Source organism: Streptomyces sp. NPDC047061 (assembly GCF_040643955.1).
GTDB lineage: Bacteria > Actinomycetota > Actinomycetes > Streptomycetales > Streptomycetaceae > Streptomyces.
Genome location: NZ_JBEYVI010000003.1, coordinates 391,182 through 415,597, shown reverse-complemented (window position 1 = coordinate 415,597; position 24,416 = coordinate 391,182). Strand labels below are relative to the sequence as shown.

Genomic DNA, 24,416 nt, shown 5'->3' with positions numbered 1-24,416 from the left:
GCCTCGCTAAATTCAGTCCGCATGACTGCCCCACAAGCAGACCTGATCGTCGACCGCCCGCTGGTGACCGACGGCCCGGCGCTCTGGCGTATGGCCAGGGATTCCGGAAGCCTCGATCTGAACTCCTCCTACAGCTATCTGCTGTGGTGCCGGGACTTCGCCGGCACCTCGGCGGTGGCGCGCGGCGCGGACGGCGAGCCCGTCGGGTTCGTGACCGGGTACACCCGGCCGGACCGGCCGGACACGCTGCTCGTCTGGCAGGTGGCCGTGGCCGCCGCACAGCGCGGCCGCGGCATCGCGGCCCGGCTGCTGGACGGGCTCACGGCCCAGGTGGCCGCCGACCGGCCGCTCACCGCCGTCGAGACCACCGTCACGCCCGGCAACACCGCCTCCGAGCGCCTGTTCACCTCGTACGCCGCCCGGCACGGCGCCACCGTCGAGCGCTCGGTGCTGTTCGAGGCCGGCGAGTTCCCCGACGGTCCGCACGACCCCGAAGTCCTGTACCGCATCGGCCCCTTGACCCCCACATCGCACTGAGGAGCCCCCGTGACCAGCACCCCGCCCGACCTCAGCGTCTTCGAGACCCTGGAGTCCGAGGTCCGCAGCTACTGCCGCGGCTGGCCGACCGTGTTCGACCGGGCCCGGAGCAGCCGCATGCACGACGAGGACGGCCACGCGTACCTCGACTTCTTCGCCGGCGCCGGATCGCTCAACTACGGCCACAACAACCCCGTACTGAAACGGGCGTTGCTGGACTACCTGGAACGGGACGGCGTCACCCACGGCCTCGACATGTCGACGGTGGCCAAGCGGTCGTTCCTGCAGACCTTCCAGGACCTGGTGCTGCGGCCGCGCGAGCTGCCGTACAAGGTCATGTTCCCGGGGCCGACGGGGACCAACGCCGTCGAGTCGGCCCTCAAGCTCGCCCGGAAGGTGAAGGGGCGCGAGGCGATCGTGTCGTTCACCAACGCCTTCCACGGGATGTCCCTCGGGTCCCTCGCGGTCACCGGCAACGCCTTCAAGCGGGCCGGGGCCGGGATCCCGCTGGTGCACGGGACGCCGATGCCGTTCGACAACTACTTCGACGGGACCGTGCCGGACTTCCTGTGGTTCGAGCGGCTGTTGGAGGACCAGGGGTCGGGGCTCGACAAGCCGGCCGCGGTGATCGTGGAGACCGTGCAGGGCGAGGGCGGCATCAACGTCGCCCGGCCCGAATGGCTGCGCGCCCTCAAGGAGTTGTGCGAACGGCAGGACATGCTGCTGATCGTCGACGACATCCAGATGGGCTGCGGACGGACCGGTGCCTTCTTCTCCTTCGAGGAGGCGGGGATCGTCCCCGACATCGTCACGGTGTCCAAGTCCATCAGCGGGTACGGGCTGCCCATGTCGCTGTGCCTGTTCCGGCCCGAGCTGGACGTGTGGGAGCCGGGCGAGCACAACGGCACCTTCCGCGGCAACAACCCCGCCTTCGTCACCGCGACGGCCGCCCTGGAGACCTACTGGGCCGACGGCCCGGCGATGGAGAAGCAGACCCGGGCCAAGGGTGAGCAGGTCGAGCAGGGGCTCGTCGCGATCGTCGAGGAGAACCTCGCCGACGTGAAGGAGTACCGCGGGCGGGGCCTGGTGTGGGGCCTGGAGTTCCACGAGAAGGAGCGGGCCGGTCGGATCGCCGCCCGCGCCTTCGAACTCGGGCTGCTCATCGAGACGTCGGGGCCGCAGAGCGAGGTCGTCAAGCTGCTGCCCGCCCTGACCGTCACCCCGGACGAGCTGGACGAGGGGCTGAGCGTCCTCGCCCGGGCCGTCCGCGAAACCGTCTGACGCACGAGGAGGCATCGCAGAACCGTGATCGTCCGTTCGTTCAAGGAAATCGAAGGCACCGACCGGCACGTGAGGTCCGCGTCCGGGACCTGGGAGAGCAGACGCATCGTCCTCGCGAAGGAGCAGGTCGGCTTCTCGCTGCACGAGACGGTCCTGTACGCGGGCACGGAGACGTCGATGTGGTACGCCAACCACGTCGAGGCCGTGGTCTGCGTCGAGGGCGAGGCCGAGCTGACCGACCACGAGACCGGGAGGTCGTACCGGATCACGCCCGGGACGATGTACCTCCTCGACGGGCACGAGCGGCACACGCTGCGCGTCAAGGAGGACTTCCGCTGCATCTGCGTGTTCAACCCGCCGGTCACCGGCCGGGAGGACCACGACGAGAACGGCGTCTACCCCCTGCTGACGGAGGAGGACTGACTCATGCCCACGCCCACGACTGCAACCACGACTGCGGCCACGCCCACGACCACGACCACCGATCGGTACCCGAGCCGTGGCCCCGTCGAGGTCGCCGTACCCCGTAAGGACCCCGTCGTCTGGTCGGCGCCCGGCGCGCCCGGGCCGATCGCCGCGGACCGGCTGGAGGCGTTCGACCGCGACGGCTTCCTCGCCGTCGAGCAACTCCTCGGCGACGACGAAGCAGCCGTGTACCGGCGGGAGCTGGAGCGGCTGCTCGCCGACCCGGTGGTCCGGGCCGACGAACGCTCCGTCGTGGAGCCGAAGTCCAGGGAGATCCGGTCCGTCTTCGAAGTGCACCGGATCAGCGAGGTGTTCGCGGACCTGGTGCGCGACGAGCGGGTGGTCGGCCGGGCCCGGCAGATCCTCGGCTCGGACGTGTACGTCCACCAGTCCCGGATCAACGTCAAGCCCGGGTTCGGGGCGGGCGGCTTCTACTGGCACTCCGACTTCGAGACCTGGCACGCCGAGGACGGCCTGCCGAACATGCGCACGGTGTCCGTCTCCATCGCCCTGACGGAGAACCACGACACCAACGGCGGCCTGATGATCATGCCTGGCTCGCACCGGACGTTCCTCGGCTGCGCCGGTGCCACGCCCGAGGACAACTACAAGAAGTCGCTGCAGATGCAGGACGCGGGCACGCCGTCCGACCAGGCGCTCACCGCCATGGCGGGCGAGTACGGCATCAGGCTGTTCACCGGCCGGCCGGGGTCGGCGACCTGGTTCGACTGCAACTGCATGCACGGCTCCAGCGAGAACATCACCCCCTTCGCGCGCAGCAACGTCTTCATCGTGTTCAACAGCGTGGAGAACACGGCGGTGGAGCCGTTCGCGGCACCGGTGCGGCGACCGGAGTTCGTCGGGGCGCGGGACTTCACCCCCGTGCGGTGAGCCCGCACCCGTTCTGCCCCGGCGGAGCACGGGCCGTGTTTCACTTCCCGCATGTCGACGACTCTCGGTGCACCCGCGCCCGACCAGGCCGCGTACATGCTGCGGGCCGCGGCCAGTGCCGCCGGTCGCGGCTACAAGCAGGAGTTGTTGGACCTGCTGGATGTCCAGCCGGGCCAGACCGTGCTCGACGTGGGATGCGGTCCGGGCACGGACCTGCCCACGCTGGCAGAACGCGTCGGCGGGCGCGGCACGGTGGACCGGGCCAAGATCGACCGTGTCCTCAGGCACGTCACCGATCCGGCCGTGGTGCTGGAACAACTGCGCCTGGCCACCCGGCGAGGGGCCCGGATCGGTCTGGCCGAGCCGGACTGGGACACCCTCGTGGTCGACGCGGAGGACCTCGGCACGAGCCGCGCGTTCACGCGCTACACCACCTCCGAAGTGGTGCGTCACGCCACGATCGGCCGCAGCCTGGCCCGCTGTGCGGAGCGAGCGGGTTTCGTCACCGTGATCTGCTCCGGCTGACGACGAGCCAGGGCTCGGGGCTCAGGGCTCAGGGCTCAGGGCTCAGGGCTCAGTAGCCGACGGTGAAGCGTTCGCCGATGTGCCGGGGGCGTTCGATCTCGTCGAGCAGGGCGACCGCGTAGTCCTCGGCGGAGATACGGCTGCTGCCGTCCTGGGCGACGATCAGATCCTCCGTGGCGGTGCGGTAGGCGCCGGTCCGCTCCCCCGGCTCGATCGTCGCGGCGGGGCTGAGGCTGGTCCACCGCACGTCGCTGACGGTGCGGCAGAAGTCCAGGGCGTCGCCGTGGGCGTGCATGATCTGGAGCAGGGGCTCCGGCAGGCCCTCCGCGTCCCAGACCTGCCTGCCGTCCGGCAGGCGCAGGGAACCCGCGCCGCCGACCAGGAGGAGCCGGGGTCCGTCGCCCTCCAGGGTGCGGATGCCGGCGACCAGGGCTTCGGCGCTGGGCCTGATGGTGGCGACGTGGCCGGGCCCGTCGCCTCCGCCGACCGCGCTGATGACGACGTCCTGTCCCGCGGCCACCCCGGCGACGGCTGCGGGGTCCAGAACGTCACCGGTGACCACGGTCAGGTCGGGGTCGTCCCGGGTGAGCTTCGCCGGGTCGCGTACCACCGCTGTGACCGCGTGCCCCCGACGCAGTGCCTCGTCCAGAACGCGGGATCCGATGGTGCCGGTGGCGCCGAACAGGATGATCTTGGACATGCCGGTCTCCAGTTCCCGTTGATCGTCTCAGGATCCGCAGGTTAGTGAGACCTCCCGTGACGGACCCGAGGCAGCGGGCCGGTCCGGACGAACATGACCCGTTCAGGCGACTCCGACCTGCGGTCCCGCAGCGCGGCGCGGACCTGAGGCGCCGCCCGGACCCGCCCGGACCCGCCCGGACCCGCCCCGACCCGTTCGGTCAGTCCGCGAGGGCGTCCAGCAGACGGTCCACGTCGGCGGGCGTGTTGAAGAGGTGGAAGGCCGCGCGCAGGTTGCCCGCGCGGTTGGAGACCTCGATGCCGACCAGGCTCAGTTCGGGCTGGCGGCCGCCGAGCCCGGGGACCGAGACGATCGCCGAGCCGGGGGCGGGCACCGGCTCGTGCCCGAGGGCCGCGAGCCCGGCGCGGAACCGGTCGGCGAGGCCCACGTCGTGGGCGTGCACGGCGGCCACGCCGAGTTCCTCGATCAGGTCGAGCGAGCGGCGCAGCCCGGCGAACGTGAACAGGGCGTGGGTGAGGTCGAACCGCCGTGCGGAGTGGGCGAGTTCGGCGACCGGGCCGTAGCAGCTGTCCCACGGCTCCTCGCCCGCGACCCAGCCCGCGAGGACCGGGGTCAGGCCGCCGAAGTCCTCGGGGACCACGAGGAAGGCCGCGCCGTGCGGGCCGAGCAGCCACTTGAAGGAGACGGACGCGGTGAAGTCGTACGCGTCGGCGTCCATCGGCAGCCAGCCGGCGGCCTGGGAGAAGTCGACGTAGGTACGGGCCCCGTGCGCGTGGGCGGCCTCGCGCAGTGCGGGCAGGTCGGCGATCCGGCCGTCCGCCGACTGGGCCGCGCTGACCGCGACGAGGGCGGTGCCCGGGCGGACGGACTCGGCGACGCGCTCCAGCGGGACCGCGCGGACCTTGAGGTCGCCGCGGACGTGGAAGGGGTTCAGTACGGAGGTGAAGTCGTCCTCGGCGGTGAGGACTTCGGCGCCGGCCGGCAGCGAGGCGGCGATCACGCCGGAGTGCGCGGCGACCGAGGCGCCCGCCGCGACCCGGGTGGCCGGGACGCCGGCGAGCCGGGCGTAGGCGGCCCGGCAGGCCTCGACGTCCTCGTACAGCGAGGTCAGGGGCCGCCCCTCGGCCCGCAGCAGCGCCGCCTCGTGCAGGGCGGCCACGGTACGGGCGGGCAGCAGGCCGTTGCTGGCGGTGTTCAGGTAGGTGCTCTTCGGGGTGAACTCGGCGCGGACGAGGCTCTCGAACGTCTCCGTGGTCTCCATGCGTCCACTCTGCGGCCCGGGGAACCCCCCGTCCATTGCGGATTTCTACGTGGATCCGCCAAGCAACGCTTATACGACGGCCCTGACCTGGCCTTTCCCATCGGCTGCCCGGCTGCCGCCCGGCTCATGCCCAGCCGCTATATCAGTGCTGCGGCACCGCGCACCCGTCCGGCCCGCAGGCCTCCGCGCCGCCCTCGTCGATGAGCTTCAGCGGGGAGCGCGCTCCCCAGGCCTGGCTGAGCGCCTGCGTGAACACCTCGGCGGGCTGGGCCCCCGAGACCCCGTACTTCCGGTCGAGGACGAAGAACGGCACCCCGTTCGCACCGAGCTCGGCGGCCTCGCGCTCGTCGGCGCGGACCTCGTCGGCGTAGCGGGACGGGTCGGCGAGCACCTCGCGCACGGCCGCCGCGTCCAGCCCGGCCTCCACGGCCAGCTCCACGAGCCGCTCCTCGCCCTCGCTGAAGACGGAGCGCTCCTCGGCGAAGTTCGCCCGGTACAGGATCTGGACCAGCTCGTCCTGACGGCCCTGCTCCTTGGCGAGGTGCAGCAGCCGGTGCAGGTCGAAGGTGTTGCCGTGGTCACGGCCCCGGGTGCGGTACTCAAGACCCTCGGCGGCGGCCTGCGCGCCCAGGTTGTCCTCGCCGGCCTGGGCCTGCGCCTCGCTCATGCCGTACTTCCTGGTGAGCATGGTGAGCACGGGCTGGACGTCGCCCTTGGCACGGCCGGGGTCCAGTTCGAAGGAGCGGTGCACGACCTCGACGTCGTCGCGGTGTGGGAAGGCGGCGAGCGCCTTCTCGAAACGCGCCTTTCCGACATAGCACCAGGGGCAAGCGATATCGGACCAGATCTCGACGCGCATGTTGTCGGCTCTCCAGGTAGTCATAAGAGGTCTTCAACTACCTGAACCTTCAAACAGCCCGCGTCATTCCCCGCCCACCGCGTACCGCAGGAACACGTGGTGATCACCTTCGGCCGGCGGGTTCTCCGGGTCCGGCACCCAGCCGTGGCGGGCGTAGAAGGCCTGGGCCCGCCGGTTGTCGACGTGCACGTCCAGCACGGCGGTCCGCCGGTGGTCGGCGCGCCACTGCTCCAGACAGGCGGCGTGCAGGGCGGTGCCGACACCGGCCCGCCAGCGGTCGGGGTCGACATGGAACTGGAACAGCTTGACCGTTTCGGCCGCGGCGCCCTCCGGGGTCCGGAAGGAGGCGACCCCGATGATCCGGCCGCCTTCCACCACGCACAGCACCTGCCCGTCGGGCCGCTCGACCGCGCCGCGCCAGGCGGCGGTCCAGTCGAAGCCGTCCTCCGGGAGGCCGTCCGGGTAGTACGTCGACCGGGCCCGGTGGTGCAGCGCGGCGATCGTCTCCGCCTCGGCGGACAGCGCCGTACGGATCACGCGGACACTCTTCTCACGGTCACTGATCACGCAACGGAGGACGTGCCCGCGTCCGTGCCGGTTCCGTTTCCGCTCTTCCTCAGCTTCCGTCGCGCAGGTCGGCCGGCCAGTCGGGCCTGAACTCGATGTGGTCGTACGTCACCACACACCCCTCCCCCATCGGCGACTGGGTCATGAAGCCGACCAGGGCGTCCTCCGTCTCCTTCTCGCCGCCCAGGGTGAACAGCCGCACGAAGACCCACTTCTTGCCGTCCCGGGAGGCGTGGAAGGCGAGCGCCCGCCCGGTCCGGCTGATCCGCAGCCAGACCGAACTGCCCTCCACCGTGAAGGCGTTGGAGTCGTCGGAGTGCCCCCGGGTGACCACGGTGCAGACGGTGGGCACGTCCGGGGAGTTCTCCAGGCAGAGCTTGGCCCAGGCCCGGTCGCCGACATGGACGTACAGCACACCGGCGTCGAAGGCGGCACCGAACCCGACGGTGACCCGGGCGATCAGCTGGAAGTCCCCTTCGGGCGCCCCGAGCAGCCGGGGCGCGTCCGAGGCGGGATCCAGCGCCTCGCCGGTGGGCGACACGAACCGGTCCTGCCGGGCCCCGGCCCACCCGGTGAGCACCCCGTCCTCGTAGAACCAGTGCCCGTCGGGCCCGTAGGTACGGAGAGAGAAAGGAAGTTCGGGAAGTTCGACGTCCATGGTCGGATTGTGTCAGGAGAACTTCTCGACGAACGCACGGGTCGACGCGCCCCCGTAGGGGCGCGGGGAACTGCGCGAGCAACCACGACGAACCGGCACCCCGCGACGCACCCCACGCCCAACGGCGCTACCGCTCCAGAACCCCGTTGAACCGCCGGGGAAGCCCCAGCGGGTTCTCGTCCCGCAGCTCCGCCGGCAGCAGTGCGGCAGGCGCCCCCTGATACGCCACCGGCCGCAGCCACCGCTCGATGGCCGTACCGCCCACGGAGGTCGACGTGGAGGTGGTGGCGGGGTACGGCCCACCGTGATGCTGGGCCGGTGCCACGGCGACCCCCGTCGGCCAGCCATTCACCAGCACGCGCCCGGCCAGCGGCGTCAGCTCCGCGAGGATCTCCGCCCCCAGCCCCTCCCCCGCGGCCTCCCCGTCGGAGACGTGCACCGTCGCCGTGAGGTTCCCCGGCAGCCGCGACAGCACCGCCGTCGCCTCGCCCCGGTCCTCGTAGCGGACCACCACGGTCACCGGCCCGAAGCACTCCTCGAGGAGCAGGTCATGGGCCCCCTCCTCGGCCAGGCTGGCCGCCGGCACCGTCAGGAACCCGGCGCTCACGGTGTGCTCGCCGCCCGCCCCGGGCGTCACCGGGGTCTCCACGTCGGGGAGTCCGGCGCGCTCGGCGACCCCGGCGACGAAGTTGTCCCGCATCCGGTGGTCGAGCAGCACGCCCGCGTCGGTGTTGCTGACCGCGTCCGTGAGGGACTTGACCAGGCCGTCACCGGCGGCGCCGGCCGGCACCAGCACCAGGCCCGGCTTCACGCAGAACTGCCCGACGCCCAGCGTCATCGACCCGGCGAGCCCGGTGCCGATCTCCTCGGCGCGCTCGGTGGCCGCGGCCTCCGTGACGAGGACCGGGTTCAGGGAGCCCAGCTCGCCGTGGAAGGGGATCGGCACCGGACGCGCGGCGGCCGCGTCGAAGAGCGCGCGCCCGCCCCGGATGGAACCGGTGAAGCCGGCCGCGGCGACCAGCGGGTGCCCGATCAGCTCGATGCCGGCCTGGAAGCCGTGCACGAGACCGACGACGGCCTCCGGGATGCCGTGCTCGGCCGCGGCCCGCCGCAGTACCTTGGCGACCAGCTCGGACAGGGCCGGGTGGTCGGGGTGGGCCTTGACGACGACCGGGTTGCCGGCGGCCAGCGCGCTCGCGGTGTCGCCGCCGGCGACGGAGAACGCGAAGGGGAAGTTGGAGGCCGAGTAGACGGCGACGACACCCAGCGGGACCTTGTAGCGGCGCAGGTCCGGGATCGGCGGGGTGGCCGAGGCGTCGGGGTGGTTGATGATGACGTCGAGGAAGGCGCCCTCGTCGACGATGCCGGCGAAGGCCCGCAGCTGGTAGACGGTACGGGCGAGTTCCCCGGTCAGCCGGACGGGGCCGAGCGCGGTCTCCGCGTCGGCGGCCTCGACCAGCTGCTCCTTGGCCGCGTCGAGTCCGGCGGCGGCGGAGCGCAGGAAGGCGGCGCGGACCGTGCGGTCGGCGAGGGAGCCGCGGGCGGCGTGCGCGGCCGTGACGACGGCGTCGACCTCCTCGGCTGTGGCCTCCACCGCAACCTGTTCACGCTGCTTCCCGGTGCGCGGGTCGACACTCCAGACTGGTGCTGCTGCCACCGCGGGTCCCTCCATGGTTGCGTCCTGCCGCGATATCCGGGTCATATCCGGGTCATTCACCAGGGATGTTCGATATACTGAACGCTGTCTCTGATGATGAATACACTGTTGGAGACTATAACCTCGGTTTCTCGTCCAACGAAGGGGTCAAGGGCGATGTCGGCAGGCGAGACAGGCGGCGGGGCACAGGTCAAGTCCGCGGTACGGACCGTGGAGTTGCTGGAGTACTTCGCCGGCCGGCCCGGTATGCACTCCCTCGCGGCCGTCCAGGAGGCCGTCGGATATCCCAAGTCCAGCCTCTACATGCTGCTGCGCACGCTGGTGGAGCTCGGCTGGGTGGAGACGGACGCGACCGGCACCCGGTACGGCATCGGGGTGCGGGCGCTGCTGGTCGGCACGTCGTACATCGACGGCGACGAGGTGGTCGCGGCGGCCCGCCCGACCCTGGACCGGCTCTCCGACGACACCACGGAGACCATCCACCTCGCGCGCCTCGACGGCACCAACGTGGTCTACCTGGCCACCCGCCAGTCCCAGCACTACCTGCGCCCCTTCACCCGGGTCGGCCGCCGGCTGCCCGCGCACTCCACCTCGCTCGGCAAGGCGCTGCTCGCCACCCACACCGACGAGCAGGTCCGCAAACTGCTGCCGGAGACGCTCCCCGCGCTCACCGAGCACACCCTCACGGACCGCGAGAAGCTCATCGAGGAGCTCCACCAGATCCGCGAGCAGGGCTTCGCGATCGACCGCGAGGAGAACACGCTCGGGCTGCGCTGCTTCGGCGTGGCCATCCCGTACCGCACCCCGGCCCGCGACGCGATCAGCTGCTCGGTGCCGGTGGCCCGCCTCACCCCCGCCCACGAACAGATGATCAAGGACGCCCTGTTCGACGCCCGGGACCGCCTGACGCTGGCGACGCGCCGGCTCTGAGCCTGCGGCGCTCGCATGAGCGGACGATGAGAAATCCGGCCGGAGGGAACGGACACCCCGTCTTCGCTCGTCTGTCTGGGCGGGATGAACAAGACGATCAGGCGGGCGTCCGTCTTCGCGCTGCTGCTCGTGCTCACTCTGCTGGTCAGGGCGACATGGGTGCAGTTCTACGACGGCCAGGCCCTCGCGGACGACACGGACAACCGGCGCAACGTCATCGAGACGTACTCACAGCCGCTCGGGAACATCATCGTGGCCGGTGAGTCGATCACCGGCTCGGCCAGGACGTCGGGGAGCAGCGACCTCAAGTACAAGCGCACGTACACGGACGGCGAGCTGTACGCGGCGGTGACGGGCTACGCCTCGCAGAGCTATGCCCCGACCCAGCTGGAGGGCATCTACCAGGACCTGCTCAACGGCACCGACAGCCGCCTCAAGACGGTCATGGACACGGTCACCGGCGAGCGCGCCGAGCCGGGCAACGTGATCACGACGATCGACCCGGCCGTCCAGAAGGCGGCCTACAAGGCGCTCGGCGACAAGAAGGGCGCGGCGGTCGCGCTCGACCCGAAGACCGGCAAGATCCTGGCGGTCGTGTCGACCCCGTCGTACGACCCCTCCTCGCTCACCGACGCCAACACCGCCGGCTCGGCCTGGAAGAAGCTGACCTCCGACAGCGACAAGCCGCTCACCAACCGGGCGCTGCGCCAGCCGCTGCCGCCGGGCTCGACGTTCAAGCTGGTGGTCGCGGCGGCCGCCCTGGAGGACGGCCTCTACGCGAACGTCGACACGAAGACCGACAGCCCGGACCCGTACACCCTGCCCGGCACGACGACCCCGCTGAGGAACGAGAACACCTCGGCGCCCTGCGAGGACGCCACGATCCGCACGGCCCTGCGCTACTCCTGCAACAACGTCTTCGGGAAGATGGCCGTCGACCTGGGTCAGGACAAGGTCAGGGCGATGGCCGAGAAGTTCGGCTTCAACGACGACAAGCTGGACGTGCCGGTGCGGGCCTACGCCAGCGTGTACCCGTCGAACATGGACAAGGCCCAGACCGGCCTCTCCGGCATCGGCCAGTTCGACGTCACGGCGACCCCGCTCCAGATGGCCATGGTGTCGGCCGCCATAGCCAACGGCGGCAAGCTGGTCTCGCCGCATATGGTCTCGCAGATCACCGACAGCGGCGGCGACGTGCTGAAGGACTACGACGACGAGGCGGGCAGCGAGCAGATCGTCAGCTCCTCGACCGCCGAGCAGTTGCAGTCCGCGATGGAGACGGTCGTCAAGGACGGCACGGGCACGAACGCGCTGATCGACGGCGTGACGGTGGGCGGCAAGACGGGCACGGCCCAGCACGGCGAGAACAACAGCAAGACGCCGTACGCCTGGTTCACGTCCTACGGCAAGTCCGACAGCACGGGCAAGGAGGTCGCGGTGGCGGTCCTGGTCGAGCAGTCGGACGCGGCCCGGTCGGAAGTGAGCGGCAACGGGCTGGCGGCGCCGGTGGCGAAGGCGATGATGCAGGCGGCTCTGAAGAGTTGAGCGGTTCTCTGCGCGATCGGCCGCGGGTTTCGTCGTGGCTGGTCGCGCCCGCGGGGCGGTAGCCGCATATCGGCTACCGCCCCGCGCCCCTTACGGGGCGCTTCACTCACGGTGTCACTTCACGCCGAGCACCTGCTCCACCGGATCGATCGCGAAGTACACCAGGAACAGCGCCGAGACGGCCCACAACAGCCAGTTGACCTCCTTCGCCTTCCCCAGCACCGCCTTGATCAGGACGTACGCCAGGAACCCGGCGCCGATGCCGTCCGTGATGGAGTAGGTGAACGGCATCACGCCGATCGTCAGGAACGCCGGGATGGCGATCTCGTACCTGTCCCAGTCGATGTGCTTGACGTGGGTCATCATCAGGAAGCCCACGGCGATCAGCGCGGGCGCCGCCGCCTGGAGCGGGACGATGGTCAGCAGCGGCGTGAGGAACAGCGCGAGACCGAACAGACCGCCGGTGATCAGGTTGGCGAACCCGGTGCGCGCACCCTCCCCCACGCCCGCCGCCGACTCGATGTACGCCGTGTTGGAGGAGGCCGAGCCGAGGCCGCCGGCCACCGCCGCCGCGCCGTCGATGAACAGCACCCGCCCGATGGCCGGCACCTGCCCCTGCTCGTCGAGCAGCCCGGCCTCCGCGCTGATGCCGACGATCGTGCCCATGGCGTCGAAGAAGTCGGACAGGATCAGGGTGAAGACCAGCAGTACGGCCGTCAGCACACCGGCCTTGCCGAAGCCGCCGAACAGGCTGAAGTGGCCGACGAGCCCGAAGTCGGGCGTGCCCACGATCTTGTCGGGGATCTTCGGCGTGGTCAGGCCCCAGCTCTTGATGTCGGCGACGGAGTCGATGACGATCGCCACGACGGTCATCGTGACGATGCTGATCAGGATCGCGCCCTTCACCTTGCGCGCGACCAGCGCGATGGTCAGGAGCACGCCAACACAGAAGACGAGCACGGGCCAGCCGGTGAGCCGGCCGACGGCACCCAGTTGCACCGGCACGGTGGTCTGCGCGGCATCCGGGATGCGGCTGACGAAGCCGGCGTCCACGAAGCCGATGAACGCGATGAACAGGCCGATACCGACGCCGATCGCCTGCTTCAGCTGCTGCGGGATGGCGTTCATGATCGCCTCGCGCAGGCCGGTCAGCACGAGCACACAGATCAGCAGGCCTTCGAGGACGACCAGACCCATCGCGTCGGACCAGCTCATCAGCGGCGCCAGCTGGAAGGCCACGACGGCGTTCAGGCCGAGTCCGGCGGCGATGGCCAGCGGCAGGTTGCCGCCGACCCCCATGATGATCGTCATCACGCAGGCCACCAGCGCGGTGGCGGTGACGAGTTGGCCGGTGTCGAGGGTGTGGCCGAACTTGTCCTTGACGCTGCCGAGGATGATGGGGTTCAGGACAAGGATGTAGGCCATGGTGAAGAACGTGGCGAAGCCGCCGCGTATCTCACGGCCGAACGTGGATCCCCGTGCGGAGATCTTGAAGAACCGGTCGACGCCGTTCCCGGCAGGTGGCGCGGCCCCCTGCGGCCGGGCCGCCTTCTGCGTCTCGGACATGGTCGTACTCCTCGTCCCCTGAGCGTGCGTGTGCGGATGCTGGCTGGATTGTTCCCGCGCCGAACCTGTTTCAGGTTTTTCCCGTGCTACGGAATCAGGCTCGGTGTGGTTCGGTGGACCACACCGCGTCCGACCCTTCGCACCGGACACATCGAACCCCCGTACGACGCACACGAAATGATCACTGCTACGCTCCGGATCTCGCCGGAACGTTCCTCCGGATACTCACAAGCCACCGCATGTCATCTACATGACACAGAATCCCTGACAGAAGAGGTCACCCGTGGGCTCAGTCGTCGACGACGCCGCCTCCGTGGAGTTCCATGCCTTCTTCGAACGCCACTACGCCGAACTCGCCCGTCTCGCCCACCTGCTGACCGGTGAGGCGGACGCCGCCGACGATCTGGCCGCCGACGCCCTGCTGGCGCTGTGGCACCGCTGGGACCGGGTCCGGGCCGCCGACCACCCCGTCGCCTACGCCCGGGGTGTCGTCGCCAACCTGGCCCGCACCCGCATCCGCAGTGCCGTGCGCGAGCGGCGCCGGATCGCCCTGTTCTGGTCGCACCGCGAGGAGACCACCGAGAACCCGGACGTCGCCGGAGTGGTCGACGTGCAGGGGGCGTTGCGCCGGCTGCCGTTCCGCAAGCGGGCGTGTGTGGTGCTCCGGCACGCGTTCGACCTGTCGGAGAAGGACACCGCGCTCGCCCTGGGGATCTCGGTGGGTACCGTTAAGAGCCAGACGTCGAAGGGCATGGCGGAGCTGCAGCGGCTGCTCGGCGGCTCCCAGGGTGTTCCGCAGAGGGTGCACGCGGCGATGGCGCCGCGCACCGGCCAGAGCGGAGGAAGGAACCGATGAGGCAGCAGGACGTGCACGACGAGCTGCGCGCCCGGCTGCACGAGGCGGCCGAGGCGCACGAACCCGACCGCGCCCGCATCCTGGCCCGGGTCGAGCGGGGCATGGCCGCGCAGGGCCGCCCGAACCATCGCGCCACCCTTCCGCCCCTGTTCGGCTGGGTCCGGGTGGTCAGCGCCACGGCCGCGGTCGCCGCGGTCCTCGGGGTCGGCGGCTACGCGGTCGCCTCGGCCGTGAAGGACACGCCCACCGAGAAGACGGTCGCGGTGTCGCCGACGCCCCTGTCGTCCCCCGACGCGACCAGCCGCCCGCCGTCCCGCACGGCCGCCCCGCCGGCTTCCGGCGCCCCCTCGAAGGCCTCCTCCCCCGAGGCGGGTTCGACGCCCTCGGCGACCCCGAAGGCCTCCGTCACCCCCGCGGCACCCGTCGCCGAGGGCGAGACGGACGGCCCGCTCTGGTCGGACGGCTCGGTGGACCCGCACAGCAACGACTTCTGGGCGCAGTCCAACGTGACCCTGAAGACCTCCGGTCAGCTGACGGCACTCACGGTGCAGCTGAAGGTGGCCCAGACGGGCGGAGTGACCGACGCCGGCGCCTGGCGCTCCCTGCCGGAGACCGACTTCACCCAGTCGGTCACCGAGCAGAACGGCTTCCTCGTCTACACATGGACCCTCAAGCCGGGCAGCAAGGTCGCCGCCGGCGAGTGGGTGTTCGCAGGCCAGTACAACCACAAACAGGGCGGCCGCGACGCGAAGAACGACACCTACACGATCACCGGCACGGCAGCCGGCAAGCAGTACGCGGTGACGGGGAATTTCGCGACCCACACGACAGCCGACGGCGACTCCTGAGAAGCGCCCCGAAGGGGCGCGGGGAACTGCGCGACCAGCCCCCACGGCCGCGCACCCCGCGACGCATCCGTCAGTCCATGGTGGATCCGATCGTCGTCGACCCGGTGGTCAGAAACACCGTCACCGGCAACGCCCCACTCGCCTGCCGCGCCCCGTACGCCGTCGTCGCGTCCGTCGACTTGAACCCCGGCGTACTCACCCCACCGTCCCAGCTGTTCGCCGCGGACACCGCCCTGGACCCCAGCTTGTCCGCCCCGCCCTTGTCGCCCACCGCGAGGTTCCGCGCCAGCCGGGCCTTGCCCGTCTCGAAGAAGAACCCGGCCTGGGCGTTGGCGTAGGCCGTGTTGCGGTTCAGGACGATCGCCCCGGTGTTGGAGTTCTCGGTGAACCCGTTGAGGGTGTTGTCCCAGGCCGCGTTGTCGTTGACGACGTGCGCGACGGCGACGCCCCCGCCGCCCAGCTTGAACCCGTTGCCGTTGCCCTCGAACGCGGAGTCGTTCCACCGGTTCCTGCCGTTGCCGAAGGCCCAGCTGTGCTCGATCCTGACGGGCGACGAGAACTGCCACAGGTCAAGGCCGTCGTCCGAGTTGTTGTACAGACGCGCGCCGGTCACCTTGTTGCCCGTGCCCGAGCCGAACTTGATGGCGATGCCGTCGGCGTTCTGCCCGTGCCCGGCCTTGTCGTAGTTGCCGTAACTGTCCAGGTTCTGGACGAGGTTGTTCACGGTGTTGTCGCCGCGCAGCGTGAACCCGGAGTCCCCGTTGTCCGCGGTGACGAGGTTCTTGAAGATCCCGCCCGTGGACGAGGTGACGACGAAGCCCTGGGCCGGGGAGTTCTGGAAGGTGAGGTCCTGGACGGTCCAGTAGCTGCCGTAGATCCCGGTGAGCCACTGGCCGGCGGGCAGCTTGGAGCCGTCGATCCGCACCTTCTCGCCGCTGTAGGCCTTGAGGGTGATGCGGTTCGAACTCGTACCGCTGACCGTCGACTTCAGGGTGGCGGTCGGGTAGTAGGTGCCCGCGCGCACCTGGATGACGGTGCCGGCGGTGGCGTTCGCGACGGCCGACTGCAGTTGCGCCGTGGTGGAGACGGTGACCGTGCTGGTGGCGGCCTGGGCACCGCCGTTCGACAGGCCGAGGTAGACGCCGCCCGCCCCCGCGGCGACGGCCACCGCCGCGGCGATCGAGAGGGTACGCGTCCTGCGGTGGCGTCCGGTGCTGAAGCGCACTGGCCGTTCCTTTCCTTGGCGTCCTTGACGTACTTGACGTGCAGGACGTGTTCGACGAGGGGAGCGAAACGGGCCGGAGGGGCCGCCCCGGCCCGTTTCTGTCTCCCAGTCGCCGCGGCGGCCGGAAAGGGTTGCCGCCTTTCCGGCTACGACACGAAGTACGTCGGGTTCGGCAGCTTGTACGTGCGGTTCGCGTAGCCGCCGTCCAGGTCCGAGTACTGGTCGCCGAAGTTGGCGACGATGTCGTACCCGAGGTCGTCCTCGATGTGCTTGCGGGTGCCGGACTTGTACTGCACGGTCGTGCAGTTCCAGGTGCCCGCGGTGGCGCAGGAGCTCAGGTAGGACGGCGGGTTGGCCTTGTCCTTGAGGAACATGTGGGCCGCGTCGAGGTTGACGTCGGCGCCGATCTTCTTCAGGTTCTCGACGGCGGCGGTGCGCTGCGCCTCGCTGAGCCCGGAGTTGTAGAAGACCTCGACGCCTTCGCTCTTCGCGTACTGGACCAGCTCGGCGCTGCCGAACACGCCCGGCCGATCGGCCTTGTTGACATAGTCGGCCCAGGTGGTCGAGTTGTACGTGTAGTTGTAGCGCTTCTCGTAGTCGAGGCTGAGCAGCAGCGTGTCGTCGATGTCGAAGACGACCGCGGCCTTCTTGCCGTGGCGGTGCGCCTTGCGCGCGGCCCGGTCGATGTAGCGCTTGGCGTCCGCGTCGATGCGCGCCAGGTCCTTGGCGTAGGGGCTGGTCGGCGAGGCCTGGTAGACGCCGTTGGCGTCGGCGGCGGTGCCGTAGTAGGTGTCGATGTCCTTCACCAGGAGCCCGATGTTGTACGGCTCGTGGGTGGAGTTCGCGGTCGACTGGCCGGCCGTGGCGGCACCGGCGCCGTAGAGGGCACCGCCGGCGACCGCGCACACGGTGGCGATCGCGGCGAGACGAAGTGACTTATGCATGACAGGAGTTCTACGCGCGTCACCCGGGTGGGCGCGAGACCCGTTGCCTGATCGATATCTCATCGGCGGGCAAAAAACGGGTCAAGCGCCCTGGAGGGACTCCTTCCGGTTCTCCGGTTCAGTTCATGGTGGCCCCGATGGTCGTGCTCCCCGTCGTGAGGAAAGTGGTGGCCGGCAACGAGCCGTCCGACTGGCGGGAGTTGTACGTCGTCGAGGCGTCCGTCGACTTGAAGGCGGGGGTGCTGATGCCGCTGTCCCAGTTGTTGCCGGCGGACACCACCGACGAGCCCTTGCTGACCGTCCCGCTGCCGTTGCTCACCGCCAGGTTCTTGCCGAGCCGGGCCGCGCTGGTGGCGAAGTAGTAGCCCCAGTTGCCGTTGGCGTAGGCGGTGGTGCGGTTGATGACGAGCGCGCCGGTGTTGGAGTTCTCGGTGAACCCGTTGCCCGCGTTGCCCCAGGCGGCCGAGTTGTTGACGACGTGCGCGACCACCTCGCCGTCGCCGCCCAGCTTGTAGCCGTTGCCGTCACCGGCGAACGCGGAGTCGCCCCAGCGGTTGACGCCGTTGCCGAAGGACCAGGTGTGCTCGACGGTGACCGGCGAGGAGAAGGACCAGAAGTCGATCCCGTCGTCCGCGTTGTTGTAGGTCCGTGCCCCGGTGATCAGGTTCCCGGTCCCGGAGCCGAACTTGACGGCGATCCCGTCGGCGTTCTCCCCGTGGGTGGCGGCGTCGTAGTTGCCGTAGGTGTCGATGTTCTTGACGGTGTTGTTGACCGTCCCGTCCCCGGTGAGCGTGAAGCCGGAGTCGCCGCCGTTGATGGTCTTGATGTTGTTCCAGTTGGTGCCGGTGCAGGACTGGCAGACCACCGCGCTGTCCGGGGAGTTCTGGAAGGTGATGTTCGAGACGTTCCAGTAGTCCGCGGTCAGCTTGAAGATCCAGGAGCCGGCGGGCAGCGAGGAGCCGTCGATCTTGACCGTCTCCGAGCCGTACGCGGTGAGCGTGACCGGCGCGGCGGAGGTGCCGTTGGCCGTGGACTGGAGGGTGGCGGTCGGGTAGTAGGTGCCGCCGCGGACCTGGATGACAGTGCCGGCGGTGGCGTTGAGGATGGCGTTGGACAGGTCGGTGGAGTTGCTGACCACGACGGTGGCCGCGTGGGCCGGGGTGGCGATCACGGCGAGTCCGAGCGATGCCGTGGTCACCGCGAGCGCGGTGAGGGTGCTGATTCGACGCATGACGTGCGGGTCCTTTCGTCGATCAGAGGGAACTGGTCTGTTGCGGTCTCCAGTCGCCGAGGTAGGTCGCGGGGGTGTGCGACGCGGCCTCGGCATCGGTGAGCTGGGGCCGGTTCCCGGGGACGGTGATCACCGAGCCCGGCCCGGAGTTGCGGAACTCGGCGAACCGCATGGACTGCCAGGGGTAGGCGTCCCGCATGTTCGTGTAGGGCGCGACGGGGTCGATCCCGGGGCCGATGAGGCTGTCCCGCACGACCAGCGAGGGCCAGGCGGTGGTCTCGTACGACGGCACCCAGGGTCGCGCCAGTTTGTACGCCCCGTCCTCCGCGCCGGAGGTGAACCGGCAGCGGACGGCGAGGAACCCGTGCGGGTCGGCACGGGCGGTCGAGGGGGCGAACACCATGCCCTTGGGGGTGAAGGTCACGTCCCGTTGCAGGGTCCGGAAGTGGCAGTGCGCGTACACCGCGGTGGCCCGCCCGAAGACGAAGTCGACGTCGCCCTCGATGTAGCACCCGCGGAAGAACTGCCGGTCGAAGGAGCCGAGTGCGGTGGTGTCGGCGAACAGGGTGTCCTGGTGGGCGAGGAGCCGGACGTTCTCGACGTGGGTGCGGTCCCCGGTCAGGTAGGCGGCGACGGCCTGGGTGCCGGTGATGTCCGGGTGGTCGGCGCGCAGCCAGTCGTTGGCGAAGGTGAGGTCGCGCACCCGGAGCCCGGCGGCCGCCGAGGTGAAGGTGGCCGAGCCGGCCGTGCCGTAGGTCCCCGAACCGTCCGGTCGCTGCGTCCCGTTGGCGTTGTCGTAGACGACGACCGCGGCACGGGGATCACGGCTCGCGCCCCGCAGGGTCAACTCCTCCTTGTCGGCAGGCACGTCGACGGTCTCGCGGTACGTTCCGGGATGCACGACGATCGTCCACCCCCGCCCCGGCACCGCGTCCACGGCCGCCTGGACGGAGTCACCGGGCCGGACGTGCAGGACCCGGCGGTCCCGGGTGAGGGCCGAGGCGGAGCCCACGGCCACCGCGGCCGCTCCGGCGGCGAGAAGGGCGCGTCGGGTCGGCACGTCAGCACTCCTTCCAGGGAGTCCAGTCACCGAGGCAGGCCTCCCGGGTCGCGGACTCCGCCTGTTCCGGGGTGAGTTGGGGCCGGTTCCCGGGGACGGTGATCGCCGCGCCGGGCCCGGTGTCGCGGTACTCGGCGAACCGCATGGACTCCCAGGGAAAGGCGTCCGACATGTTGGTGTAGGGGGCGACGGCGTCGATGCCCGGGCCGAGCCAGGAGTCGCGCACGACGAGCGAGGGGCGGGCCGTGATGTCGGAGCTGGGTACCCAGGGGCGGGCCAGTTTGTAGGCGGCGTCCGGGGCTGCGCTGCTGATCCGGCTCCGGCTCACCAGGTACCCGTACGGGTTGGCGTTCGCCGTGGACGGGGCGAGCACGAACCCGTAGGGGGCGGCCGCCAGGTCGGTCCGGTCCAGGGTGCGGAAGTGGCATCCCTCGTACACCGCCGTGGCCCGCCCGAAGACGAAGTCCACGTCGCCCTCGACGTAGCAGTGCGCGAAGTACTGCCGGGCGAAGACGCCGAGGCCCGTCGAGTCGGCGTACAGGGTGTCCTGGTGGCCGAGGAACCGGCAGTGGTGGAAGGCGCTGCGGTCGCCCTGCACCTTGAGGGCGACGGCCTGGGTGCCGGTGATGTCGGGGTGGTCGGCGCGCAGCCAGTCGTTGGCGAAGGTGATCCAGCGGGCGGTGAAGCCGTCGGCCTGCACGGTGGTGGTGGCGGAGCCGGTGGTGCCATAGATCCCGCCGCCGGGCTTGGGGGTGCCGGCCGCGTTGTCGTACACGATGACGACGTCCCGCGGGTTCTCGGTGGCGCCGATCCAGGTGGCCTCGGTGCGGGTGGTGTCGACGGCGACCGTCTCCCGGTAGACGCCCGGGGCGAGGACCAGCGTCCAGCCGCTGCCGGTGGCGGCGGTCACGGCGGCCTGGACGGTGGTGAGGTCGCCGCGGCCGTACGGGTCGACGTACAGGGTCCGCGGAGTGCGGCGGCGCTCCGGGGAGCCGTACCGCCCGAAGGGGCGGGCGGTGGCGTGTGCGGGCAGGGCGGCCAGGGCGAGCGCGGCGCCCGCCCCGGCGCCCGCGAGCAGGACACCCCGTCTGGACAGGGGGAGGTGGGGCGAGGACATGCGGGTGCTCCTTGAAGAGGGAAGGGGGTGGCGGTACTCCTTGCCGTGGGGGGTGAGGCCGGGGCGGACCGCGTCGCACGCCCCGGCCGCGTCGAGCGCGTGTCAGCGCAGGTGGCCTGCGCCCGCGCCGCAGTCGACGATGCGCGGCACCGCCGGCGCCGGGTCGACCTTCGTCCGCAGGGTCGGGGTCCAGGTCGAGCCCGCGGTGAGGGTCTCCGCCGGGATCTGCGCGTTGTGGACGGCGATCAGGTCCGTCGGCTCACCGTTGACGTAGTTGTCGTCGGCGGTGAGCGTCGACTCGTTCCACTTCTTCAGGACCGAACCGGCCCTGACGCTGTCGGGCAGGGTGAACGCGTTGTGCTCGGCGACGAGTTGGGACTCGATCCCGATGCCGTAGCTGTAGCCGTAGCCGTCCTCGGCGACGAAGTGGTTGTTGTAGGAGTCGACCTGCCCGAACCGCACCCGCGGCGCCCGCTCCACCAGGTTGCTGAACAGGTTGTGGTGGAAGGTGACCTTGAGGTGCCCCCGGTCGACGGCCGCGGTGGACGCGCTGTCGCTGTTGCCGATCAGGATCGTCTTGTCGTGGTCCGCGAAGACGTTCCAGGAGGCGGTGACGTAGTCGGCGCCCTTGACGATGTCCAGTTCGCCGTCGTGCTGTTCGTAGATCCGCCCGAAGTAGTACGGCAGGGTGCTGTCCGGGTGGTCGCCGTCGGTGAACGTGTTGTGATCCATCCACACGTGGGTGGACCCGTAGATCACCGCGCTGTCGTACTCGGAGTTCCAGTTGCCGTCGGCGGTGTCGGTCGGGTCCCACTGCGGGAAGCAGTCGAGGGGACTCTCGAAGCCCAGGTTGCGGACGATGACGTTGTCGACGGCCTTGATCTGCAGGCTGGCACCCTTGAAACCGGCGTCCTTGCCGATGCCGACGATGGTGGTGTTGGCCGGGACGTACGCCTTGATGTAGGCGTCCTGGGCGGCCTGGGAGGCCCGGCGCAGCCCCTCCGGACTGTCGTCGGGCTCGCTGTCGAGGTTGGTGGAGTGCCCCCAGGCCTCGGGTGAGTACTTCGCGAGGTAGGCGTCGAAGTCGTAGCCGGGCACGGCGAACGAGTCACAGCTCGGCCCGTCCGCGTCGATCGTCCCCTCGACTCTGACGATCTTCGGCGCGCTGCCGCCGTCCGCGAGCGCGGCCTTGAACTCGTCCCAGGTGGTGACGGTGTAGACGTGCGCGGCGTCGGCGGCGGAGCCGCCCGTGGTCCCGGTGGTGGCCGCGCCCCAGCCGTCGTTCGCGGCCAGCACCTGCCGGTCCAGCGCGACCCGGTTGACTCCGGCGGCCTGGGCGGTTCCGGTCACGGCCAGCACGAGAGCCGTGCAGCCGACAATCGTCATCATGACGCGTCCATGACATCTCTGTATGCGCACTGTGCGGGTCTCCTCAGCTTGCGGGTGGCCAGGTGATCCAGGACGTGGGGATGTCCTTGTGCAGCCGGATGACGTCGTGCCGGGCCAGCACCCGGGTACGCAGCAGCTCCTGCGCCACGAGGCGGGCCACGGCGATGGCCCCCGGCGGGTTGAAGTGCGTGTTGTCCTGCTCGGTGTCCGTCCAGTTGAAGTACGTCTTGGTCGCCTCGACCCCGAGCGACTGCCACAGCGCGAGCGACAGCGCCTCGATGTCGAGCAGCGCGACGCCCTCCCGCGCGGCGAGCGCGCGCATCGCCGCCGGGTACTCCCCGTGCGTCGGCACGGCATTGCCGTCGGCGTCGAACCGCCGGCGCTCGACGGGCGTGGCGAGCACCGGCCGGGCACCGTGCGCACGGGCGCCTTCGATGTACAGCCGCAGGTAGTCCTGGTAGGTGGTCCAGGGCTCGGTGTACCGGGTGGGGTCGTCGCTCTTCTCGTCGTTGTGCGCGAACTGGACGACCAGCAGATCGTGCGGCCGGATGGCGGCGAGGATGGCGTCAAGCCGCCCCTCGTCGACGAAGCTCTTGGAACTACGGCCGTTGACCGCTTGGTTGGAGACGGGAATTTCCTTCCGGAGAAAGAAGGGAAGCGCCATTCCCCACCCGGTCTCCGGAGCCGCGTCGGCGTATTTCTGGGCGGCGGTGGAATCACCGGCGATGTAGAGCGTTCGCCGATCTCTGGCCGGAGAACGGCCGCCGAGAGGAACGGCGGCGAGGGCCACAGAAGTTACCTGCCTGCGCGTAAGGGACACGCGGGTCGCCTTTCAAACAGGGGATGAGGTTTCCTACTTGGGGGCGCGGGGAACTGCGCGACCAGCCACGACGAACCCGCAGCTCCCCACAACCGAACCCACCCGAACTCTCAGTGATGGGCCTTCCAGTCGGCCTGCGCCTTGTCGAGCTGGTCGGCCAACGTGTCCAGGAACTCCTTCGCCGTCATCTTGCCGAGCAGCACCTTCTGGAAGTTCGGCTCGTTGTCGGCCTTGGAAACGGTGTTCCAGTCCGGCAGGTAGTAAGGAAGCTGCACGATCTTGGTCGACGCCCCGTTCAAGGCCTCGGCGGCCAGAGCCGTCGGCTCCGACGCCTGGACCCACGCATCCTGCGCGGCCTCGTTGTTCGCCGGCACCTGCCCCGCCGACTCGTTCCACTTGCTGTTGGCCTCGTGCGAGGCGGCGAACTCGACGAACTTCCAGGCGGCGGCCTTGTTCTTGCCGGACTTGAAAAGGGCGAGCCCGTCCACGGGGTTGGAGACCTGCACCCGGGTGCCGTCGTCCAGCGTCGGATTCGGGATCCCCTTGAACTTCCCGCTCAGCGCCTTCTCGTGGTCGGCGTAGGAACCGAGGTTGTGGCTCAGCATCCCGATCGTGCCGGAGTCCCACTGCGCGACCATCTTGGTGAAGTCGTTGTTGACGTCGGCGGACGGGGTGTCCTTCTTGTACAGCCCGACGTACTTCTCCAGGGCGGCGACGTTCTCCGGGTCGTTGACGGTGGTTCTGTCACCGTTCCAGAAGGAGGTGATCCCGCTCTGTCCGTACATGGCGTCCAGCGCCTGGGCGATGGATCCCTCGCCGCCCCGGATGGTGTACCCGAACCTGTTCTTCCCCTGGTCGGTGAGTTTGGCGGCGGCCTCGTAGAACTTCGTCCAGGTGGTCGGCGGGTCCAGCTTCGCCGCGCTGAACAGATCGGTCCGGTACCAGAGCGTGCCGTTGTTCGCGGAGGTCGGCACGGAGTACGTCTTTCCGTCCCCGCCCGCGGACTTCACGCTCTCCAGGAACTTCTCGTTGAGCTTGCCGTTCAGCGAGCTCTTCGCGAGCCGGCTGTCCAGGGGCTCCAGCGCCCCCTGCGCGGCGATCTCCGCGAGCATCGCGGTGCCGACCCCGCCGACGTCGGGCAGCCCGCCGCCCTGGATGGCGGTGTCGTACTTGGACTGGACACTGGCGGCCGGCACGCCCACGTACTTGACCTTGATGTCGGGGTTGGCCTTCTCGAAGTCGGCGATGATCTCCTTCCAGACGTCGGTGCGGACACCGCCGTTGTTGTCCCAGAAGGTGATCGTGCCCTTCCCGGAGCCCTCGCCGCCCTTGTCCCCCGCGCTGCCGCTGCCGTCGTCACCGCAGGCGGTGGCGGTCAGCGCGAGTACGGAACCCAGGGCGACGGCGACGGCCGCGCGCCTGCTTCTGCGGATGCTGCTCTTCATTGGTCGGCTCTCTTCTGTCTCTTCTACGGGTCGCTTCGT

At 70.1% G+C, this 24,416-nt stretch carries 24 protein-coding genes; 9 read left to right on the top strand and 15 right to left on the bottom strand.

Features of this window, described 5'->3' with window-relative positions; genetic code table 11:
- Window positions 1-21: 21 nt before the first annotated feature.
- From ectA to ABZ887_RS07925, 5 genes are read left to right on the top strand one after another with little or no spacing between them, the layout of a single operon-like run.
- On the top strand, window positions 22-537 hold the full coding sequence (ectA, locus tag ABZ887_RS07945) for a diaminobutyrate acetyltransferase (protein WP_361284303.1): 516 nt from the start codon (window positions 22-24) through the stop codon (window positions 535-537).
- A gap of 9 nt (window positions 538-546) precedes the next feature.
- Window positions 547-1,818, top strand: coding sequence for a diaminobutyrate--2-oxoglutarate transaminase (gene ectB, locus ABZ887_RS07940; protein ID WP_361284300.1), 1,272 nt, complete (start codon window positions 547-549; stop codon window positions 1,816-1,818).
- 24 nt (window positions 1,819-1,842) lie between these two features.
- Entirely contained in the window at window positions 1,843-2,241 is a 399-nt protein-coding gene (locus ABZ887_RS07935) for an ectoine synthase (RefSeq protein WP_361284297.1), read from the top strand.
- A gap of 3 nt (window positions 2,242-2,244) precedes the next feature.
- The gene (gene thpD / locus ABZ887_RS07930; RefSeq protein WP_361284294.1) at window positions 2,245-3,174 is read left to right on the top strand and encodes an ectoine hydroxylase; all 930 of its coding nucleotides are present in this window, start codon (window positions 2,245-2,247) and stop codon (window positions 3,172-3,174) included.
- A gap of 51 nt (window positions 3,175-3,225) precedes the next feature.
- Entirely contained in the window at window positions 3,226-3,699 is a 474-nt protein-coding gene (locus tag ABZ887_RS07925; protein WP_361284292.1) for a hypothetical protein, read from the top strand.
- A 49-nt stretch (window positions 3,700-3,748) separates the two neighbouring features.
- Here the strand turns inward: ABZ887_RS07925 and ABZ887_RS07920 are convergent, their stop codons facing one another.
- The 6 genes from ABZ887_RS07920 to ABZ887_RS07895 form a co-directional block, all read right to left on the bottom strand.
- Window positions 3,749-4,399 (bottom strand): NAD(P)H-binding protein, encoded by a 651-nt coding sequence (locus tag ABZ887_RS07920; RefSeq protein WP_361284289.1) that lies wholly within the window; start codon window positions 4,397-4,399, stop codon window positions 3,749-3,751.
- Window positions 4,400-4,598: 199 nt separating this feature from the next.
- The gene (locus ABZ887_RS07915) at window positions 4,599-5,660 is read right to left on the bottom strand and encodes an aminotransferase class V-fold PLP-dependent enzyme (RefSeq protein WP_361284286.1); all 1,062 of its coding nucleotides are present in this window, start codon (window positions 5,658-5,660) and stop codon (window positions 4,599-4,601) included.
- A 142-nt stretch (window positions 5,661-5,802) separates the two neighbouring features.
- A complete protein-coding gene (locus ABZ887_RS07910) occupies window positions 5,803-6,519 on the bottom strand; it encodes a DsbA family oxidoreductase (RefSeq protein ID WP_361284644.1) in 717 nt (238 codons plus the stop codon).
- Window positions 6,520-6,582: 63 nt separating this feature from the next.
- A complete protein-coding gene (locus ABZ887_RS07905; RefSeq protein ID WP_361284284.1) occupies window positions 6,583-7,056 on the bottom strand; it encodes a GNAT family N-acetyltransferase in 474 nt (157 codons plus the stop codon).
- 79 nt (window positions 7,057-7,135) lie between these two features.
- Window positions 7,136-7,744, bottom strand: a complete 609-nt coding sequence (locus tag ABZ887_RS07900) for a DUF1349 domain-containing protein (RefSeq protein WP_361284281.1) — start codon at window positions 7,742-7,744, stop codon at window positions 7,136-7,138.
- Window positions 7,745-7,871: 127 nt separating this feature from the next.
- Entirely contained in the window at window positions 7,872-9,401 is a 1,530-nt protein-coding gene (locus ABZ887_RS07895) for an aldehyde dehydrogenase (NADP(+)) (RefSeq protein WP_361284278.1), read from the bottom strand.
- A 156-nt stretch (window positions 9,402-9,557) separates the two neighbouring features.
- On the opposite strand from ABZ887_RS07895, the gene ABZ887_RS07890 reads away from it, so the two are divergent.
- Window positions 9,558-10,331: an IclR family transcriptional regulator gene (locus ABZ887_RS07890; protein ID WP_351694752.1), complete on the top strand. Its 774-nt coding sequence runs from the start codon at window positions 9,558-9,560 to the stop codon at window positions 10,329-10,331.
- 84 nt (window positions 10,332-10,415) lie between these two features.
- On the top strand, window positions 10,416-11,876 hold the full coding sequence (locus tag ABZ887_RS07885; RefSeq protein WP_361284275.1) for a penicillin-binding transpeptidase domain-containing protein: 1,461 nt from the start codon (window positions 10,416-10,418) through the stop codon (window positions 11,874-11,876).
- 114 nt (window positions 11,877-11,990) lie between these two features.
- Here the strand turns inward: ABZ887_RS07885 and ABZ887_RS07880 are convergent, their stop codons facing one another.
- Window positions 11,991-13,442, bottom strand: coding sequence for an NCS2 family permease (locus ABZ887_RS07880; protein WP_361284272.1), 1,452 nt, complete (start codon window positions 13,440-13,442; stop codon window positions 11,991-11,993).
- Between the two features lie 283 nt (window positions 13,443-13,725).
- Between ABZ887_RS07880 and ABZ887_RS07875 the strand changes: the two genes are divergently transcribed.
- A complete protein-coding gene (locus tag ABZ887_RS07875; protein WP_361284269.1) occupies window positions 13,726-14,298 on the top strand; it encodes a SigE family RNA polymerase sigma factor in 573 nt (190 codons plus the stop codon).
- A complete protein-coding gene (locus ABZ887_RS07870; protein WP_361284267.1) occupies window positions 14,295-15,146 on the top strand; it encodes a hypothetical protein in 852 nt (283 codons plus the stop codon). The genes ABZ887_RS07875 and ABZ887_RS07870 overlap by 4 nt, the downstream gene beginning before the upstream one ends.
- A gap of 70 nt (window positions 15,147-15,216) precedes the next feature.
- Here the strand turns inward: ABZ887_RS07870 and ABZ887_RS07865 are convergent, their stop codons facing one another.
- From ABZ887_RS07865 to ABZ887_RS07830, 8 genes are all read right to left on the bottom strand, one after another.
- On the bottom strand, window positions 15,217-16,371 hold the full coding sequence (locus ABZ887_RS07865) for a right-handed parallel beta-helix repeat-containing protein (RefSeq protein WP_361284264.1): 1,155 nt from the start codon (window positions 16,369-16,371) through the stop codon (window positions 15,217-15,219).
- A 146-nt stretch (window positions 16,372-16,517) separates the two neighbouring features.
- Window positions 16,518-17,315 carry an HAD family acid phosphatase gene (locus ABZ887_RS07860; protein WP_361284262.1) on the bottom strand — a complete coding sequence of 266 codons (798 nt, stop codon included), beginning with the start codon at window positions 17,313-17,315 and terminating at the stop codon, window positions 16,518-16,520.
- 118 nt (window positions 17,316-17,433) lie between these two features.
- The gene (locus tag ABZ887_RS07855; RefSeq protein WP_361284259.1) at window positions 17,434-18,546 is read right to left on the bottom strand and encodes a pectate lyase; all 1,113 of its coding nucleotides are present in this window, start codon (window positions 18,544-18,546) and stop codon (window positions 17,434-17,436) included.
- A 22-nt stretch (window positions 18,547-18,568) separates the two neighbouring features.
- Window positions 18,569-19,558, bottom strand: a complete 990-nt coding sequence (locus tag ABZ887_RS07850; RefSeq protein WP_361284642.1) for a pectinesterase family protein — start codon at window positions 19,556-19,558, stop codon at window positions 18,569-18,571.
- 49 nt (window positions 19,559-19,607) lie between these two features.
- Window positions 19,608-20,723 (bottom strand): pectinesterase family protein, encoded by a 1,116-nt coding sequence (locus tag ABZ887_RS07845; protein ID WP_361284256.1) that lies wholly within the window; start codon window positions 20,721-20,723, stop codon window positions 19,608-19,610.
- Window positions 20,724-20,825: 102 nt separating this feature from the next.
- Entirely contained in the window at window positions 20,826-22,112 is a 1,287-nt protein-coding gene (locus tag ABZ887_RS07840) for a pectate lyase (protein WP_361284254.1), read from the bottom strand.
- A 43-nt stretch (window positions 22,113-22,155) separates the two neighbouring features.
- Entirely contained in the window at window positions 22,156-22,932 is a 777-nt protein-coding gene (locus ABZ887_RS07835) for a rhamnogalacturonan acetylesterase (RefSeq protein ID WP_361284251.1), read from the bottom strand.
- A gap of 110 nt (window positions 22,933-23,042) precedes the next feature.
- Window positions 23,043-24,377: a sugar ABC transporter substrate-binding protein gene (locus ABZ887_RS07830; RefSeq protein ID WP_361284248.1), complete on the bottom strand. Its 1,335-nt coding sequence runs from the start codon at window positions 24,375-24,377 to the stop codon at window positions 23,043-23,045.
- Window positions 24,378-24,416: the final 39 nt, after the last annotated feature.